At 72.1% G+C, this 17,688-nt stretch carries 14 protein-coding genes; 5 read left to right on the top strand and 9 right to left on the bottom strand.

Annotation, left to right across the window (positions count from 1 at the left end):
• Positions 1–99 precede the first annotated feature (99 nt).
• Genes IE200_RS12245 through IE200_RS12255 form a run of 3 tightly spaced genes read right to left on the bottom strand, consistent with a single transcriptional unit; the run spans position 100 to position 4,062 of the window.
• Entirely contained in the window at positions 100–1,563 is a 1,464-nt protein-coding gene (locus tag IE200_RS12245) for a carboxyl transferase domain-containing protein (protein ID WP_191279766.1), read from the bottom strand.
• Positions 1,560–2,735, bottom strand: a complete 1,176-nt coding sequence (locus tag IE200_RS12250) for a CaiB/BaiF CoA transferase family protein (RefSeq protein WP_191279767.1) — start codon at positions 2,733–2,735, stop codon at positions 1,560–1,562. The genes IE200_RS12245 and IE200_RS12250 overlap by 4 nt, the downstream gene beginning before the upstream one ends.
• Position 2,736: 1 nt before the next feature.
• Positions 2,737–4,062 carry an SLC13 family permease gene (locus IE200_RS12255; RefSeq protein WP_191279768.1) on the bottom strand — a complete coding sequence of 442 codons (1,326 nt, stop codon included), beginning with the start codon at positions 4,060–4,062 and terminating at the stop codon, positions 2,737–2,739.
• 125 nt (positions 4,063–4,187) lie between these two features.
• Between IE200_RS12255 and IE200_RS12260 the strand changes: the two genes are divergently transcribed.
• The gene (locus IE200_RS12260; protein ID WP_191279769.1) at positions 4,188–4,901 is read left to right on the top strand and encodes a FadR/GntR family transcriptional regulator; all 714 of its coding nucleotides are present in this window, start codon (positions 4,188–4,190) and stop codon (positions 4,899–4,901) included.
• Entirely contained in the window at positions 4,898–5,668 is a 771-nt protein-coding gene (locus IE200_RS12265; RefSeq protein WP_191279770.1) for a sulfite exporter TauE/SafE family protein, read from the top strand. The genes IE200_RS12260 and IE200_RS12265 overlap by 4 nt, the downstream gene beginning before the upstream one ends.
• 6 nt (positions 5,669–5,674) lie before the next feature.
• Here IE200_RS12265 and IE200_RS12270 read toward each other — a convergent pair whose 3' ends face one another.
• Complete coding sequence (locus IE200_RS12270; RefSeq protein ID WP_191279771.1) at positions 5,675–10,528, bottom strand: NAD-glutamate dehydrogenase; 4,854 nt, start codon at positions 10,526–10,528, stop codon at positions 5,675–5,677.
• 148 nt (positions 10,529–10,676) lie between these two features.
• Between IE200_RS12270 and IE200_RS12275 the strand changes: the two genes are divergently transcribed.
• Positions 10,677–11,147 (top strand): DUF2505 domain-containing protein, encoded by a 471-nt coding sequence (locus IE200_RS12275; RefSeq protein WP_191279772.1) that lies wholly within the window; start codon positions 10,677–10,679, stop codon positions 11,145–11,147.
• On the opposite strand, the gene IE200_RS12280 is transcribed toward IE200_RS12275, so the two are convergent.
• From IE200_RS12280 to IE200_RS12295, 4 genes are read right to left on the bottom strand one after another with little or no spacing between them, the layout of a single operon-like run.
• Positions 11,137–11,328 (bottom strand): hypothetical protein, encoded by a 192-nt coding sequence (locus tag IE200_RS12280; protein WP_191279773.1) that lies wholly within the window; start codon positions 11,326–11,328, stop codon positions 11,137–11,139. The genes IE200_RS12275 and IE200_RS12280 overlap by 11 nt on opposite strands.
• Before the next feature lie 37 nt (positions 11,329–11,365).
• Positions 11,366–12,994: an L-glutamate gamma-semialdehyde dehydrogenase gene (gene pruA / locus IE200_RS12285; RefSeq protein ID WP_191279774.1), complete on the bottom strand. Its 1,629-nt coding sequence runs from the start codon at positions 12,992–12,994 to the stop codon at positions 11,366–11,368.
• A 45-nt stretch (positions 12,995–13,039) separates the two neighbouring features.
• Complete coding sequence (locus IE200_RS12290; RefSeq protein ID WP_191279775.1) at positions 13,040–13,384, bottom strand: DUF6912 family protein; 345 nt, start codon at positions 13,382–13,384, stop codon at positions 13,040–13,042.
• Positions 13,381–14,898: a WS/DGAT/MGAT family O-acyltransferase gene (locus IE200_RS12295; RefSeq protein ID WP_191279776.1), complete on the bottom strand. Its 1,518-nt coding sequence runs from the start codon at positions 14,896–14,898 to the stop codon at positions 13,381–13,383. Before IE200_RS12295 ends, IE200_RS12290 begins: the two co-directional genes overlap by 4 nt.
• Before the next feature lie 86 nt (positions 14,899–14,984).
• Between IE200_RS12295 and IE200_RS12300 the strand changes: the two genes are divergently transcribed.
• Both IE200_RS12300 and IE200_RS12305 read left to right on the top strand, forming a co-directional pair.
• Complete coding sequence (locus IE200_RS12300) at positions 14,985–15,440, top strand: hypothetical protein (protein ID WP_191279777.1); 456 nt, start codon at positions 14,985–14,987, stop codon at positions 15,438–15,440.
• 2 nt (positions 15,441–15,442) lie between these two features.
• Positions 15,443–16,795: a hypothetical protein gene (locus tag IE200_RS12305; protein ID WP_229856454.1), complete on the top strand. Its 1,353-nt coding sequence runs from the start codon at positions 15,443–15,445 to the stop codon at positions 16,793–16,795.
• Positions 16,796–16,816: 21 nt separating this feature from the next.
• Here the strand turns inward: IE200_RS12305 and IE200_RS12310 are convergent, their stop codons facing one another.
• On the bottom strand, positions 16,817–17,683 hold the full coding sequence (locus IE200_RS12310) for a calcium-binding protein (protein WP_191279778.1): 867 nt from the start codon (positions 17,681–17,683) through the stop codon (positions 16,817–16,819).
• Positions 17,684–17,688: the final 5 nt, after the last annotated feature.

Here is a 17,688-nt window from a genome sequence, read left to right on the forward strand (position 1 = left end):
CCTGTCTCACTCACCGCTCACCCGGTTGTCGATTTTGCGGCGGTGAGTGAGACACGTTGGCGACCTCCAGAACCTGTCCCACTCACCGCTCGGCGAGGGTCATGACGCGTGGGACACCGGCGTACGTCCGGTCAGCTCGCGAAGCCGCGCCCCGATCTCCGCGGCCACGGCGACGGCCAGGTCGCGCGGCGACTCACCGTCGACCTCGGGCACCACGTGCTGCACGACCCCGTCGGCCAGCAGGTCGACGGCGCGCACACGCTGGCGCGCCGCCATCTCGGGCGCGTGGGCGACGTCGCCGTGGACGATGAGGCTCGCGCCCTCGGGCGGGAGGGGCGACAGCCAGGCGTGCTCGGTCGCGATGACCGTGCGCGCCGGGAGGAACGCCAGCGCCCCTCCCCCGCAGCCCTGGCCGAGGATCACCGAGATGGTGGGGACGGTCATGGTGGTGAGGTTGGCTATGCAGCGGGCGATCTCGCCGGCGAGGGCGCGCTCCTCGGCGTCCGGGGACAGCTCGGCGCCGGGGGTGTCGATGACGCTGACCAGCGGCAGGCCGAGCTCCTGGGCGATCTTCATCCCGCGGCGGGCCTCGCGCAGCGCCCCGGGACCCATCGCGTGGCCCGGGACCTGCCGCGAGCGGTCCTGGCCGATGACCACGCACGGCTGGTCGTCGAGGCGGGTCAGGGCGACCAGGACGGTGGAGTCGCGCTCGCCCTTCTCGGTGCCGCGCAGCTGGAGGGTGCCCGCGGCGCCGTGGGCGAGCAGGTCGCGCACGCCGGCGCGGTCCGTACGCCGGGTGCGCTCCACGCTGTCCCAGGCGGGGTGGTCGCCCAGCGGGCGCCGGTCCCGCACGGGGAGGCGCCCCGGGCCGGGGGCGTCGACGAGCACCGCGAGGGCCTGGTCGACCATCTCGGGCAGGTCCTCGGCGGCGACGACGCCGTCGATGACACCGGCGGCGGCGAGGTTCTCCGCCACCTGCACGCCGGGGCGGAAGGGCCGGCCGTTGAGCCCCTCGTAGACCTTGGGCCCGAGGAACCCGACGAGGGCGCCGGGCTCGGCGACCGTCACGTGGCCCAGCGAGCCCCACGAGGCGTACACCCCGCCGGTGGTGGGGTGGCGCAGGTGCACGAGGTAGGGCAGGCCGGCGGCGCGGTGGTCCATCAGCGCGCGAGAGATCTCGACCATCCGGACGAACGCGGGCGTCCCCTCCTGCATGCGCGTGCCGCCGGAGGAGGTGCTGGCCAGCAGGGGCAGCCCCTCGGCCGTCGCGCGGCGCACGGCGGCGGTGATGCGGTCGGCGGCGGCGCGCCCGATCGAGCCTGCGAGGAAGCGGAACTCGTTGACGACGACGGCCACCGGCCGGCCGCGGACCTCGCCGCGGCCGGTGAGGACCGACTCGTCGGTGCCCGCCTTCGCCGCGGCGGCCTCGAGGACGGCCCGGTAGTCCTCGTCGGCGTAGGAAAGGTCGACGGGTGAGTCCCACGAGGTGAAGGTTCCCTCGTCGAGGACGAGGTCGAGCAGCTCGTGGGCGGTCCAGCGCTTCGCCCGTGCCGGCTGGGTCATGCTCCGCCCCCGCCGATCCAGGCCCGGATCTCGTCGGCGTGCTGGTCGAGCAGCGGCGGAGCGACGTGGTCGCGCCGCGTCACCTCCGTGCCCGCGGCGTCGAAGAACCGCAGCGGCGGCCCGGGCAGCGTGATGCCCCCCAGCGTAGGGTGCTCCACGTCGACGAGCAGGCCCTGGCTGGCGACCTGGTCCCAGCCGTAGACCTCGTCGAGGGTGCGCACCTTGCCGGCGGGGATCCCGATCTCGGCGAGCCGGGCCAGCAGCGGCTCGGCGTCCCACCCGGCGAACGCCTGCTCGACGACCCCGATGACCTGCTCTCGCCGCGCGACGCGCTCGCCGTTGGTGGCCATGCCCTCGGCGTCGGGGTCGAGCCCGAAGCCCGCGCAGAACTTCTTCCACAGGCCCTCGCTGCCGAGCGCGATCTGCACCGCGCCGTCGCGGCAGTGGAACAGCCCGTAGGGCGCGATCGAGGGGTGGTGGTTGCCCTGGGCGCGGCCGACCTCGCCGGCCACAGTCCACCGGGTGCCCTGGAAGGCGTGCACGCCGACCACGGAGGCCAGCAGGGACGTACGCACGACGGTGCCCGTGCCGGTGCGCTCACGCTCGTGCAGCGCGGCCAGCACGCCGTAGGCGCCGTACATCCCGGAGAGCAGGTCGGCGATCGGGACGCCCACGCGCTGCGGGTCGTCGGGGCCGGAGCCGGTGAGGGACATCAGGCCGGCCTCGCCCTGCGCGATCTGGTCGTAGCCGGCGCGACCGCCCTCGGGGCCGTCGTGTCCGAAGCCGGTGATCGAGAGGACGACGAGCCGCGGGTTGCGGCGCATCAGCTCCTCGATGCCGAGGCCGAGGCGCTCGAGCACGCCGGTGCGGAAGTTCTCCACGAGCACGTCGGCGCGCTCGACGAGCCCGACCAGCACGTCCTTGTCGGCTGCGTCCTTGAGGTCGAGCGCGATCGACTCCTTGTTGCGGTTGGTGCAGAGGAAGTACGTCGACTGGCGGGCGTCGGGCTCGCCGACGAACGGCGGCCCCCAGCCCCGGGTGTCGTCGCCGCTGCCGGGCGCCTCCACCTTGATCACGCGGGCACCGAGGTCGCCGAGCATCTGCGTGGCGTGCGGGCCTGCGAGGGCGCGGGTGAGGTCGACGACGAGGAGGTCGGAAAGTGGTCCGGTCATCTCAGCTGCTCCATCCGGGGAGGACGAGGGCTGCCCAGACGAGCAGCGGGCCGACGAGGGTCACGATCACGCCGTAGCCCAGGATCTGCTTGTAGTAGGCCTGCTCGCCGATGGAGTCGGGCCTGTTGGCGAGCATCAGCGCGCCGTTGGTGCTGAACGGGCTGACGTCGACGATCGTCGAGGACACGGCGAGCGCGGCCACGAAGAGGGCGGCGTTGATCCCGCCGTCCGCGATCAGCGGCACGGCGATGGGGATGATCACCGGCAGCAGCGCGGTCGAGGAGGCGAAGGCCGACACCACGCCACCGACGTAGCAGAGGATCAGCGCGCCGATGGCGGCCGCTCCCAGCCCGGCGGCCCACGTGCCGACGAACTCGGGCGAGCCGGCGGTGGTCAGGATGGTCGCGTAGGTGCTGACGCCCGCGACCAGGAGCACGGTCGGCCACGCGATCTGGCGCACGGCGTCCTTGTGCTCGTTGGCGTTGAGCATCGCCAGGATGACGGCAGCGGTGATGGCGACGAAGCCGATGTTCTTGTCGAAGACGAGGGCGATGAGAGCGACGCCGACGAAGGCCAGGAGCGTGAGGACCTGGTCGCGGCGCACGCCCTGCGCCTGGGTGCCGACCGGTGCGGTGGCGCCCATGCCGCGTGCCGGCACGGTCGCGCCGCCGCGGTGGAGGTCGTCGTCGAGGGTGTCGGGGTCGTCGGCGTCGATCCGCATCGACATCAGCTTCCGGCCGCCGAGGGCCACGAAGAGGATCGCGGCCATGATCGTGTTGACCACGAGGCTGGCGAGGAAGACGGTGATCTCGCTCGAGGGCAGCCCCGCGTCCTCCATCACCGAGTTGGTGATGACGCCGTAGATGCTGATCGGCGAGAAGCCGCCGGCCTGCGCGCCGTGCACGACGAACATGCCCATCATCAGCGGGCTGATGCCGTAGCGGCCGGCGAAGCCGAGGGCGATCGGGCCGATGATGGCGCAGGCGGCCGGGCTGACCGCGCCGATGCCGGTCAGCACCGCGGTCACCGCGAACATCACCCACGGGATGAGCGCCACGCGACCGCCGACGGCACGCACCGCCGTACGCACGATGAGGTCGACCGTGCCGTTGTTGCGCGCGATCGCGAAGAGGTAGGTGACGCCGATCAGCGTCAGGATCAGGTCACCGCTGACACCGGCCAGGATCTCCTTCTCCGTGAGGTCGAGCGCGTACATGCCCACGAGCCACGCGGCGACGTACGCCAGCGCTCCCATGTTGATCGGCAGCAACGTGCCGACGACGAACAGGGCGACCAACGCGATGATCGCGATCCATTCCGGACCCATAGTCAAAGCCTTCCGAGTCGAGTGCCGCACGGCGGGCACCCGGGGGGGGTGGTGGCCCTGGTCACAGTGCTGGCTCAGTGGCCTAGCCAATAGGACAATGAGCCGATCGTCAATAGGGTGGCCCCATGTCCGACCCGTCCGGCTCGCCGTTCCCGCCCCGGTTGATGCGCACCCGCCTGTACGAGCAGGTGGCCGGGCAGATCTCCGCGTGGATCGGCGACAACGGGCTCACGGCCGGCGACAAGCTGCCTCCCGAGCGCGAGCTGGCGCAGCGGCTCGGGGTCAGCCGCGCCACGCTGAGCCAGGCGCTCGTGGCGCTGGAGGTGGTGGGTGTCGTGGAGGTACGCCACGGTGACGGCACCGTCGTCACCGCCCGGCACCAGACCTCCACCCGCATCGTCGAGGCGATCCGCGACCACGCCGACCGGCTGCCCGAGATCATCGAGACCCGCGACGCGCTCGAGACCAAGATCGCGGCCCTCGCGGCCGTGCGCCGCACCGAGGAGGACCTCGCCCGCATCGACGACGCCCTGGCCTCCATGGAGGCCGACATCGAGGCCGGCGGACGGGGCGTCGAGGGCGACGAACGCTTCCACGGGGCCGTGACCGCCGCCGCCCACTCGCTGCTGCTGGCCCGGCTGATGGACGAGATCGGCGACCTGGTCAAGGAGACCCGGCTCGAGTCGCTCGGCCAGCCCGGACGCCCCCAGGACTCCCTCGCCGGCCACCGCGCCATCGCCGAGGCCATCCGCGCCGGCGACGCGCGCGCCGCGTCCGCGGCCATGCACGCCCATGTCGAGATGGTCAGCGACGTCGCCCTGCTCCGCGAGGAGGAGTGAGCGGCCTCGAGGCCGCGCTGGTGCTGCTGACCGGCCTCGGTGCCGGCGTGCTGTCCTCGACGGTCGGGGTGGCCTCGCTGCTCAGCTTCCCCGTGCTGGTCGCCGTGGGCCTGCCGCCCGTGGTGGCCAACGTGTCCAACACCCTGGGACTGATCCCGGCCGGGCTCGGCGGCGTGGTGGGCTACCGCCAGGAGGTGCGCGAGGCCGGGCCGATCGCCCGGGCCATCGTGGCGGCGTGCGCCCTGGGCGGCGTCGTGGGTGCCGTGCTGCTGATCGGCCTGCCGCCGGGCGTCTTCGAGGCGATCGTCCCCTACCTCATCCTCTTCACCTGCCTGCTCGTCGGGATCCAGCCGCGCGTGGCCCGCTGGCTGCGCGCCCGCCACGAGCACCGCCACGGCGAGGTGCTGGCCGAGCGCCGGCACATGTCGCCGACCACGACGGTGTTCGCCACCGTGACGGGGGTGTACGGCGGCTACTTCGGCGCCGGTGCCGGCGTGATGATGGTCGCCGTCCTCGGCATCGGCACCGACCTCGAGCTGCGCGTCGTCAACGGCCTCAAGACCCTGTCGCTGATGGTGGGAAACGTCGTCGCCGGGATCGTCTTCGTGCTCGTCGCCGACCCGCGCTGGGACGTGGCCGCGCTGCTCGCCGCCGGGTCGCTGGTCGGCGGCTACGTCGGGGCGCGGATCGGCCGCAAGCTCCCCGACGCCGTCTTCCGGTGGGCCGTGGTGGCCGCCGGCGTCGTCGCCGCCGTCCTGTTGTTCTGACGCCGGTCAGGCCAGCAGGCCGCGTACGACGCGCAGCCCCACCGAGAGGCGGGCCAGCTCGGCCGTCTCCTCCCGGCAGATCTCCTCCAGCGTGGCGGCGGAGCGATCGATCAGCTCCTCGTCGGCGTCCTCCCACGCGGCCACCCGCGCGGTGGCGAGGGCGTCGGGGTCGGTCGTCTCCAGCACCTGGGCGGTCAGCTGCTGGTGCACGCCGTAGAGGTCGTCGCGCACCGCCGCACGCGCCATGGTCTGCCAGCGGTCCTCGCGCGGCAGCGCGAAGATCCGCTCGACCAGCGCGGGCAGCCCGAGCCGCTCCCCCAGCGCGAAGTGGACCCGCGCGACCTCGACCGGGTCGAGGCCGAGCCGGTCAGCCGTCTCGACGATCCCCAGCGTGGCGTACGAGCAGGCGAGCACCGCGACGCGAGAGGCGAGGTCGGCCGGCACGCCCTGGTCGGTCAGGCGCTTCTCCCGGGCCTGGTAGTCGTCGAGCTCGCGTCCGCTCATGATCGCGGGCAGCTCGGCCATCACCGCCTGCACGCGGGTCCGGAAGAACTCGACGGTGGCGCTGGAGTCGAGCGGCGGGCGGCGGTTGGTGACCAGCCACCGCGACGCGCGCTCGACGAGCGTACGCATCTCGATGCGCATCCGCGTCTGCCGCTCGGCGGGCACCTGGTTGTCGAGCGCGGCGACCTCCTGGCGCAGCGGCAGCGAGCCGAAGATCTCCCGCGCGACGAAGTTGGCGCGGGTGAGGTCGGCCGGGCTGGCCCCGGTCTCGCCCTGCAGGCGCGGCCAGAACGTCATGCCGGCGCCGTTGACGAGGTCGTTGACGACCTGCGTGACGATGATCTCCCGGCGCAGCGGGTGGGCCTCGATGGCCGCCTCGAGGTCGGGCTTCATGCGGCTGGGGAAGTAGGCGAGCAGGTCCTCGCGCAGGTAGGGGTCGTCGGGCAGGTCGGACTCGATCAGCTCGTCGGCCAGCACGATCTTGGTCCAGGCCATCAGCACCGACAGCTCGGGAGCCGACAGCGCCTCCTTGCGGTCGAGCCGGCGCTTGACCTGCCGGGTCGACGGCAGGCCCTCGAGCTCCCGGTTGAGCACCCCGCGACGCTCGAGGGCGCGCATCCAGTCCTCGTGGACGTGCAGGAGGGACGGGGCGTGCGCCTCGGCGTTGGCGAGCGCGAGGTTCTGCTCGTAGTTGTCGCGCAGCACCAGCTCGCCCACCTCCTCGGTCATCTCGGCCAGCAGCTCGTTGCGGGCGTCCTCGTCCATCTCGCCGGCCCGCACGACGCGGTCGAGCAGGATCTTGATGTTGACCTCGTGGTCGGAGGTGTCGACGCCGGCGGAGTTGTCGATGAAGTCGGTGTTCATCCGGCCGCCCTCGCCGCTCGCGCCGAACCGGGCGTACTCCACGCGGCCGAGCTGGGTGAAGCCGAGGTTGCCGCCCTCGCCGATGCAGCGCGCGCGCAGGTCCCGGCCGTCCACCCGGATCGCGTCGTTGGCCTTGTCGCCGGCGTCGGCGTCGGTCTCCTCCGACGACTTCACGTAGGTGCCGATGCCGCCGTTCCACAGCAGGTCGACCGGGGCGAGCAGGATCGCCCTCATCAGCTCGGCGGGCGTCAGTGCGGTGACGTCGGCTGCCAGCCCGAGCGCCGTGCGCGCCTGGGCCGAGACCGGGATCGACTTGGCCGAGCGCGACCAGACCCCACCGCCCTCGGAGATCAGGGAGGAGTCGTAGTCCTTCCAGCTCGAGCGCGGCAGGTCGAAGAGCCGGCGCCGCTCGGCGTACGAGGAGGCCGCGTCGGGGTCGGGGTCGATGAAGATGTCGCGGTGGTCGAAGGCGGCCACCAGCCGGGTGTGCTCGGAGCAGAGCATGCCGTTGCCGAAGACGTCGCCCGACATGTCGCCGATGCCGACGGCGGTGAAGTCCTCGGCCTGGCAGTCGACGCCCATCTCGCGGAAGTGCCGCTGCACCGAGACCCACGCGCCCCGGGCCGTGATGCCCATCGCCTTGTGGTCGTAGCCGACCGAGCCGCCGGACGCGAACGCGTCACCGAGCCAGAAGCCGTAGTCCTTGGCCACGCCGTTGGCGATGTCGGAGAAGGTCGCCGTGCCCTTGTCGGCCGCGACGACGAGGTAGGAGTCGTCCCCGTCGTGGCGCACCACCCCGGCCGGCGGGACGTTCTCGCCGCCGACGAGGTTGTCGGTGATGTCGAGCAGGCCGGAGATGAAGGTCTTGTAGCAGGCCACTCCCTCCGCCAGCCAGGCGTCGCGGTCGGAGGGGTCGGGCAGCTGCTTGCAGAAGAACGCGCCCTTCGCGCCGACCGGCACGATCACGGTGTTCTTGACCATCTGCGCCTTGACCAGGCCCAGCACCTCGGTGCGGAAGTCGTCGCGTCGGTCCGACCATCGCAGGCCGCCGCGCGCGACGGAGCCGAAGCGCAGGTGCGAGCCCTCGACGCGGGGGCTGTAGACGAAGATCTCGAAGCGCGGTCGCGGCTCGGGCAGGTCGGGGATGGCCGACGGCTCGAGCTTGAAGGAGATGTAGGGGTGCACGTCACCCGTGGTCGAGCGCTGGAAGAAGTTCGTCCGGAGCGTCGCCCGGACCAGGGTGCGGTAGGAGCGCAGGATGCGGTCGTGGTCGAGGCTGACGACCTCGTCGAGCGCGCGGGCGAGCTTCTCCTCGAGCGCCTCCACCTTCGCGACGCGGGCCTCCGCGTCGTGCTCGAGCGCCCGGTCGCCGCGACCGGGGTCGAAGCGTGCCTCGAACAGCTCGACGAGCAGCCGGGTGATGTCGACGTTGCTGCGCAGCGCCTCCTCGATGTAGTCCAGCGCGAACGGCGAGCCGCCCTGCCGGGCGTACTTGGCGTACGCCCGCAGCACCGTCGCCTGCCGCCAGGTGAGCCCGGCCGCGAGGACGAGCTGGTTGAAGCCGTCGATCTCGTTGTAGCCGTCCCAGACGGCGCGCAGCGCCTCGGCGAACAGGGTCCGCTCGTGGGGCGACAGGGCGCGGCCGTGGCGCAGGCCGAACTCGTAGATGTGGGTGGAGCGGCCCAGCCCGGACAGCTCGTAGGGGCGCTCGTCGACGACCTCCACGCCCATCGAGGTGAGCATCGGCAGCACCGCGCTCAGCGACAGCGGCTCCCCGACCCGGAAGACCTTGAGCCGCGACTCGCCACGGCGGTAGACGCCGGCCTGCTGGTCCTGGTCGAAGAGCGCGAGGTCGATGCCCTCGTCGCCCTCGATCGCCTCGATCCGGCCGAGGTCGGCCGAGCCGCGGGAGGGCTCGAAGTCCTCCTTGTAGGCCTCGGGGAACGCGTCGGCCCACGCACGCGCGAGCTGCGAGCCGCGGTCCACGCCGTACTCGGCGACGACGGCCGCCATGAAGTCGTCGCGCCAGGAGCGCGAGGCCTCCATCAGGCGTCGCTCGAGGTCGGCGACGTCGATCGCGGGGACCTGGGCACCCTTGGGCGGGTGGACGACGAAGTGCACGCGGGCCGTGGTCGACTCGTTGACCCGGGCGGTGAACTCGACGTGCTCGCCGCCGAGCTGCTCGCGCAGGATGTCGGAGAACTTCTCGCGCACGGCGGTGCTGTAGCGGTCGCGGGGAAGGTAGACGAGCACCGAGACGTAGCGGCCGTAGGTGTCGCGGCGGACGAACGCCCGCAGCTGGCGGCGCTCGCGGGCGCTCATCACGTCCTGCGCGACGGGCGCGAGCTCGTCGGGCGAGGTGTGGAAGAGCTCGTCGCGGGGGTAGTTCTCCAGCGTGTCCATCAGCGCCTTGCCCGCGTGGCTGCGGGGGTCGAAGCCGGCGTGGCGCATGACCTCGGCGACCTTCTCGCGCAGCACCGGGATCCGGTTCACCGACTCGGTGTAGGCCGCGCTGGAGAACAGGCCGAGGAAGCGGCGCTCGCCGACGACCTCGCCGTCGGGGCCGAACGTCTTGACCCCGACGTAGTCGAGGTAGGCCGGACGGTGCACGGTCGCGCGGGAGTTGGCCTTGGCCAGCACCAGGAGCTTCTTCTCCCGGGCCTTGGTCTTGACCACCGGAGGAAGCTTGGCGAACGAGCTGGAGAGGTCCTGGTCGTGGCGCAGGATGCCGAGCCCGGTGGCGGGCACGGCGCGCAGCCCGCACTCGTCCGGGGCGCCCTCGACGGCCTCGAGGAGGTACTCGCGGTAGCCGAGGAAGGTGAAGTGGTCGTCGGCGAGCCAGGTGAGGAACTCACGGCCCTGGCGCAGCTCGTCGGCCGGCAGCGGCGGCGGGTCCTGGTCGAGCTCGGCGACCACGGCGAGGGCCTGGGCGTGCATCTTCTCCCAGTCCTCGACGGACTCGCGCACGTCGCGCAGGACCCGCTGCAGGCCCTCGGTGATCTCGGCGTCCTCGTCGTCGTCGGTGCGGTCGACCTCGACGTGCATCCACGACTCGGCACCTGCCCGCGACCCGGCCTCCGGCTCGTGGGCGTGCACGTGCTGGAGCTCGCCGGTGATGTCGCGCTCGACGTCGAACTGGGGGTGGAAGACCGCGTGCACGGTGTGCCCGAGCCGGTTGAGCTCCATGGTCACCGAGTCGACGAGGAAGGGCATGTCGTCGGTGACGACCTCGACGACGGAACGTCCCGAGGCCGACCAGCCGGAGTCGGCGATCGTGGGCGTCACGACCCGTACGGCTGCCGTGCCCTGCGGCCGTGACACGGCGAGCTCGCGGTGCGAGGCCACGGCACCGAGCAGGTCCTCGGGCGAGCGCTCCGCCACGTCCTCCGGCGCCACGTGCCGGTAGTAGGCACGCAGCAGGTCGCCCCACTCCGGACGGGCCTCCGTCGCTGCGTCGAGCTGTCGGTCCTTGGTCTCCTCAGGCGTCGCCACGCTCCGACCCTAGACCCATGTGTGACCCTCACGACACGGGGTCCTCCCGGCGCGCCGAGCGCCTGTCTGGGCCATGATGGGCGCCTGGTCCGGACCCCTGTCCGGCGCCTCCCCGACGCCCGACGACGACACAGGATGCGGTGGCCCGATGAGCACGAAGATCACCAAGCAGATGGCCTACGACGCCCCGGCCGAGGCCGTCGTCGCGATGCTCGACGACGTCGCGTTCCGCGAGGAGGTCCTCGTCCGGCAGAAGGTGGTGCGTGGCTCGGCCAGCGTCGACGGCGACGTCGTGCGGATCGAGCAGGTGCGCTCGGGCCACGACCTGCCGTCCTTCGCCCGCAAGTTCGCCGGCGACGAGATCGTCGTCGTGCAGACCGAGACCTGGACGTCGCCCACCTCGTGCGACGTCGAGATCGCGATCCCCGGCAAGCCCGGGGAGGCGGTGGGCACGATCGAGCTCGTCGAGTCGGGCAGCACGACCGTGCAGGTCGTCGACCTCGACCTCAGCGTGCGCATCCCCCTGGTGGGCGGCAAGATCGAGGGTCTCGTCGCTGGGCTGTTCTCCGACGCCCTCGACGTCGAGCACCGCGTCGGCAAGGAGTGGCTCAGCCGCTGAGGTCCGTGCGCTCGCTCTCCTGATCGTCGGCCACGGCGGCGTCCTCCTTGCGGCGCCGCCACAGCACGAACCCGAGGACGACGAACGGACCGAAGGCCAGCAGGAGGGTCAGCGCCTGCTCGAAGGGGTGCAGGGCACCCATGTGCCACGACGCGACGTGGGGGAGGACGAGGGCGACCACGCCCCCATCCTCCCCCACGTACGACCGGGTCCCGACGTCAGCCCTGGTGCGGGTAGTGGTGGTCCTTCGGCGGCACGAAGGTCTCCTTGATGGAGCGGGGCGAGGTCCAGCGCAGCAGGTTGACCGCGGCGCCGGCCTTGTCGTTGGTGCCCGACGCGCGGCCGCCGCCGAAGGGCTGCTGGCCGACGACGGCGCCGGTGGGCTTGTCGTTGATGTAGAAGTTGCCCGCGGCGAAGCGCAGCGTCATCCGCGCCCAGCGGATCGCAGCGCGGTCCTGGGCGATGATCGCGCCGGTGAGGGCGTACGGGGCGAACGACTCCATCTGCTCCACGACCTGCTCGAACCGGTCGTCGTCGTAGACGTGGACGGCGAGGATCGGGCCGAAGTACTCGTCGGAGAACATCTGGTCGGTCGGGTCGGTGGACTCCACGATCGTGGGCCTCACGAAGTAGCCGACCGAGTCGTCGACCTGCCCGCCGGCGAGCACGGTGAGGTGCTTCTGCCGCTTGGCACGCGCGATCGCCGCCTTGTGCTTGGCGAAGGCCCGGTCGTCGATGACCGCGCCCATGAAGTTCGTGAGGTCGGTGACGTCACCCATCGCGAGCGCCTCGGTGTCGGCGATCAGCTGGTCCTTGATCTTCGCCCACACCGACTTGGGCACGTAGGCACGCGAGGCCGCGGAGCACTTCTGGCCCTGGAACTCGAACGCGCCGCGGATCATCGCCACGCGCAGCACGTCGGGGTCGGCGCTGGGGTGGGCGACGATGAAGTCCTTGCCCCCGGTCTCGCCCACGATGCGCGGGTAGGAGCGGTAGCCGGTGATGTTCTCCCCGACCGTGCGCCACAGGTGCTGGAAGGTCGGGGTGGAGCCGGTGAAGTGGATCCCGGCGAGGTCGCGGTGCGCCAGCGCCACCTTCGAGACGTCGAGGCCGTCGCCGGGCAGCATGTTGATCACGCCGGGCGGCATGCCGGCCTCCTCGAGCAGCTCCATCGTCAGCGACGCGGCCAGCTGCTGGGTCGGCGACGGCTTCCAGATCACCGTGTTGCCCATCAGCGCCGGGGCGGTGGGCAGGTTGCCCGCGATCGCGGTGAAGTTGAACGGCGTGATCGCGTAGACGAAGCCCTCGAGCGGGCGGTGGTCGGTGCGGTTCCAGATGCCGGGGCTGTTGGCGATCGGCTGGTCGGTGAGGATCTGCTTGGCGTAGTGGACGTTGAACCGCCAGAAGTCGATCAGCTCGCACGCCGCGTCGATCTCGGCCTGGAACGCCGTCTTGGACTGCCCGAGCATCGTCGCCGCGTTGAGGGTCTGGCGCCACGGACCGGCCAGGAGGTCGGCGGCCTTGAGCAGGATCGCGCACCGCTCGTCGAACGGCATCGCCCGCCACGCCGGCGCGGCGTCGGCGGCGGCCTTGATGGCGGCCTCGGCGTCCTTGGTCGTGGAGTTCTTCAGCGTGCCCAGCACATGGGCGTGGTCGTGCGGCTGGACGACCTTGATCTCCGCTCCCCCACCGTTGCGGCGCTTGCCGCCGACCACGGCCCGGAACGTCTGCTGCTTCTTCTCCAGCCGCGCCAGCTCCGCGACGAGCGCCTCGCGCTCCGCACTGCCGGGGGCGTACGTCAGGTTCGGCTCGTTGGTGGGGGCCGGCGGAAAGGTGATCGCGTCCATGCCGCTGATCGTGTCAGAGACGGGCGTACGCCTCAAAGCAGCAGGTCAGTCTGCCCCGAGGAGTGCGCCGACCTCCTGCGTGGCCCACCAGGCCAGGTCGTCGTCGGGATCCGCGTCGTCCTCGCTGTCCACGTGGACAGCCACCACGTCGCGCCAGGTCGCGGACGCCGCGACGTCCGCGGTCTCCACCACCACCACCACCCGACGCCGCCTCCCGTCGGGCAACCCCGCCACGAGCTCGGCGGAGGCGTCGGCGGCCGTCATCAGCGCGGCGTACTCGCTCTCCTCGCCGTCGTCGGCGGCGACCACCGCGTCGACGAGCCGCGGGCCGGCGGCCTCCCAGTCCTCGGCGAGGAGGACCAGCGTCGAGGGGGCGTAGCGCCGGGTCACGGCCTGCCCGCCTTGCTCCCGGTCTTGCTCCCGGTCTTGCTCCCGGCCTTGCCGGTCGACCTGCCGCCCGACCTCGTGGGCGCTGCGCGCTTGCGTCCGCGCGGCGCGCGCGGCCGGCTGTCGGAAGCGGAGTCCTTGAGCTCCTCCAGCGCCTCGAGCACGCACTGACCGAGGGTGTCGGCGTCGGGCACGGCGTCGCGGTCGGTGGTGATGCCGTAGAACACGCCGCCGTCGTAGGACGTCACCCCGATGGCGAGCGGGTGGTCGGGCAGCAGCGGGTGGACCGGGTAGGACTCCAGCATCCGCGCACCGTCGGCGTACAGCGGGAACTGCGGACCGGGAACGTTGGTGATCGACACGTGGAACCCGTGGCGCAGCTCGGCTGCGGCGAGGCGGGAGCCGAGGGCGTGGAACGTGGTCGGGGCGAAGCCGGAGATGCCGGAGAGCCGCCGGGCCGAGACGTTGCGGCCGTTGTCGCGGTGGGCCCGGAGGTCGTAGCTGACCTGGTGCAGGCGTACGACCGGGCTGGGCTCGCTGATCGGCAGGTTCACCACGTGGCCGGTGACCTGGCTGCCGAGCGAGGTCGCCTCGAGCTCGTCGTCGATGACCGACATCGGCACGAAGGCCTTGATCGCCTTGAGCCCCGCCATCGACTCCGCCCGCGTCATCAGCCAGCCCCGCAGGCCGCCGGCGAGGGTGGCGAGGATGACGTCGTTGACGGTGCCGCCGTGAACCTCGCGGATCGCGCGGTAGTCGGCGAGCTCGGTGTGCACGGTGACGAAGCGACGCTGCTGCGAGAGCCGCCGGTGGACCGGGGTGGCGTGCACCGGTCCGCGCCCGGCGAGCGCGTGGGCGACCTCTGCCACCCTGGCGCCTGAGGCGGACGCCCGACGACCCAGGGCCTCGGCGTTGGCGCGGGCGGTCAGCCATGCCGTGCTGGGCCGCTCGAGGCTGTCGGTGAGCGCGTCGAGCGCCGCCGCCACCGGGCCGGCCGTACGCCGGGGGCGCCAGTCGTCGTCGTGCCCCAGGGTGGAGCGGTCGGGGGACGTGTCGAGCAGGACCTGTCCGATGTCGACGGTCTCGCGGCCGTCGACCAGGATCTGGTGGCTCTTGGCCAGCAGGGCGACGCGTCCGTGCTCGAGTCCTTCCACGAAGTAGCACTCCCACAGCGGTCGGCTGCGGTCGAGCGGGCGGGACGCGATGCGGGCGACCAGCTCGCGCAGCTGGTCCATCGAGCCGGGACGGGGCAGCGCCGAGCGGCGTACGTGGTAGCCGAGGTCGAAGTTCTCGTCGTCCACCCAGGCGGGGTTGGCCAACCGCCCCGGAACGAGCTGCAGGCGCTGGCGGTAGCGCGGCACGAACGCGATCCGGTCGGCGATCAGCTCCACCAGCCGGTCGTGGTCGAAACCGGAGGTTCCCGGGTCGAAGATCTCCACCGTGGCGTTGTGCATGGGCGTCGTGGGGGACTCTGCGGCCAGGATGGCCAGGTCCCGCGGCCGGAGCCGCTCACTCATGGGTCGCCCCTTCCTGAGGCCGGGTCATCGATCCTTCATCCCGCATGGGATTCTGGCAGAGCCCCAGAACCGCCGAAGGAGATGCCTTGTCCGCTCGTGCCCTCGCCCGCCTCGCCCCCGTCGTCCTCGTCCTCGCCGCGGGACTCTCCGCGTGCGGCGGCGACGAGGAACCGGCCCCCGCGGACACGTCGCAGACCACCTCCACCGACGAGACGGCCGCCCCCGAGGACGACGCGACGTCCACGCCCACCGACGACGCGACGACCGCCCCCGAGGACGACACGGTCGCCGTCACGGTGACGCGCGAGGGCGGCGACTTCACCCCCAACGGCGAGCGCGTCGAGCTCGGCGTCGGCCAGACGCTCGTGCTCACCATCGACGCCGACGAGGCCGGCGAGCTCCACGTCCACAGCACGCCGGAGCAGGACATCGCCTACGGGGCGGGCACCTCCGAGCACGAGATCACGGTGGACCGGCCCGGCGTCGTCGAGGTCGAGAGCCACGACCCCGACCTCGTCCTGCTCCAGCTCGAGGTCCGCTGAGCGTGTCGCTCACCAGCACGGTCCCCGCAGGCGTGGGCGGCGCGGTCTCCGCGCACGGCCTCGGGGGCGCCAAGGACCTGCCGATCCCCTCCGAGCTCGCCATCGCCGGAGCGGTCGCGGCCCTCGTCATCTCGTTCACGGTGCTCGCCGTCGCCTGGCGCGAGCCCCGCTACGACGCCGCCACCAGCGGACGGCGCGCCCCTGAGTGGCTCGACCGACTCGTGTCCTCGACGGCGCTGACCGTGGCGGCACGCACCTTCGGGATGGTGGCCTTCCTCTACGTCGGGGCGGCCGCGGTCCTCGGCCAGGACACCCTGATCAACCCGTTCCTCGGCACCTTCTACGTGCTGCTGTGGGTCGGGTTGGTCCCCGCCTCGCTGCTCCTCGGGCCCGTCTTCCGGGCGATCAGTCCGGCGCGCACCATCAGCACGCTGTTCTCCAAGGTCTCCGGCGCCCCGCCGGGCGAGGGCCTGTACGCCTACCCCGCCCGCCTCGGCTACTGGCCGGCGGCGGCCGGCCTGTTCGCCTTCGTGTGGCTCGAGCTCGTCTACCCGAGCTCCACGGACCTCGGCCCGGTGCGCCTGTGGTGCGCGGCCTACCTCGGGATCATGCTGGTGGGGTCTGCCCTCTTCGGCACGACCTTCCTGGCCCGCGCCGACCCTTTCGAGGTCTACTCATCGCTGGTCGCCAAGCTGTCGGTCTGGGGCCGGCGAGACGGTCGCCTGGTGCTGCGCAGCCCGCTGGCCAACCTCGACACCGTGGTGGCCCGCCCCGGGCTGGTCGCCGTGGTGGCCGTGCTCTTCGGCAGCACCGCCTTCGACTCCTTCCGTGAGTCGACGGCCTGGCTCGGCGTGGTGCAGGAGATGTCGGTGCCGCGGGTGCTGCCCGACTCCCTCGCGCTGGTCGTCTTCTGCGCCGGGGTCGGGCTGGTGCTGGCGGCTGCGACCATGGCGACCGGTGTCACCGACTCCACTCCCCGGCGGGCGCTGCCGGACCTGTTCGCCCACTCCGTGGTGCCGATCATCGTCGGCTACATCGTGGCCCACTACCTGACCTACTTCGTCGAGTACGGCCAGCAGACCATCATCCAGCTCAGCGACCCGTTCACGCGCGGCGACGACTACCTCGGCACGGCGGACCTGCAGGTCAACTACTGGCTGTCGATGCACCCGACCTTCCTCGCCGTCACCAAGGTCGTGGCGGTGGCCGTCGGCCACGTCGTCGGCGTGGTCGCCGCGCACGACCGTGCGGTCAGGCTGCTACCGCGGAACCACCAGCTGACGGGCCAGCTGCCGCTGCTCCTCGCGATGGTGGGCTTCACCGTGGGCGGTCTGTACCTGCTGTTCGCCGCCTGACGGAGGGCAGCGCAGCTCCGGTCAGTACGGCCAGCCCGCCGGGGCCTGCTGGACGACCATGACGACTTCGCAGCTGCCGCGGTAGTCGATGACGTCCAGCGGGTCGCGCGCGCCCACGTAGATCACCCGATCGTTGGTGCCGTTGTCACTCTGGGTGGGGTCGTCGCAGTGGATCCTGTCCTCCTGCCCGTCGGGCAGCACGTAGATCGTGTCGTTGCCCTGCTCGCCGAACACCTTGTCGGCGCCGGGACCGAGGAAGACGGTGTCGTCGCCCTCGTCGCCCTTGACCTTGGTGTCGTTGCCGGCCCCGTCGATGAGGACGTCATCACCCGGACCACCCTGGATCGCCCCGTCGTCGCCGGGTCCCCCGTCGATGTGGTCGTCGCCGGCGCCACCGATGTGCTTGTCGGAGCCCTCCCCGCCGAAGAGCTGGTCGTTGCCGAGGTTGCCGCCGAGCAGGTCGTTGCCCGCCTCGCCGTGGACGACGTCGCGTCCGCCGCTCGAGGCGAGCTTGTCGTCGCCCTCGCCGCCGTACATCAGGTCATCACCCTGGCCGCCGTCGATGGTGTCGTTGCCGGCACCGCCCGCGACCCAGTCGTCGCCGGGCTGCATGCTGATCCAGTCGTCGCCGTCGTCGCCGGTGACCGTGTCGTGGCCCTTGCCGGCGTGGATGCGGTCGTCGCCGCCCCGTCCCTTCACGCGATCGCGTCCACCGAGCGACATGATCTGGTTGGGTCGCGCGTTGCCGGAGATGACGTCCGCGCCCGTGGTTCCCTGGCGCAGGGCATGGGCCGGCGCCAGCGTGACGGCGGTCAGGGACGCGGTCGTCGACAGCGTCAGCGCGAGGGCCACGAGGGCCGATCCGGCCGGTCGCATGCGATCCACCATGGGAA

This window comes from Nocardioides flavus (ex Wang et al. 2016) (assembly GCF_014653115.1).
GTDB lineage: Bacteria > Actinomycetota > Actinomycetes > Propionibacteriales > Nocardioidaceae > Nocardioides > Nocardioides flavus.